The following is a 250-nucleotide window of genomic DNA, read 5'->3' on the forward strand; positions in this document are numbered from 1 at the left end:
GGCTTAAAGGGAGAAGAACTTGAACAGGCCACAAAACGGGCTTATGTTCTCAGAGATACTTTTGAATTTGAAATACCTGAAAGTACTCGGGCAGCCAAAGCCTTGATTGATAACTTTGGTGTGGATGCAGGGAAAGCTTTTGATTACATCACCGTTTCTGCACAAAAAGGCGGCGATTATTCAAACGAGCTTTTAGATACGATCTCAGAATACTCAGCCCAGTTCAAATCAGCAGGGCTTTCCATTGACG

At 43.2% G+C, this 250-nt stretch carries 1 protein-coding gene; it reads left to right on the forward strand.

Annotated features, from left to right (window positions below; translation table 11 throughout):
- Window positions 1-250: phage tail tape measure protein (locus RH81_RS16130; protein ID WP_033962445.1), on the forward strand; the 250-nt coding region annotated here is incomplete at both ends.

This window comes from Psychroserpens jangbogonensis, assembly GCF_000797465.1.
GTDB classification, from domain to species: Bacteria; Bacteroidota; Bacteroidia; order Flavobacteriales; family Flavobacteriaceae; genus Psychroserpens; species Psychroserpens jangbogonensis.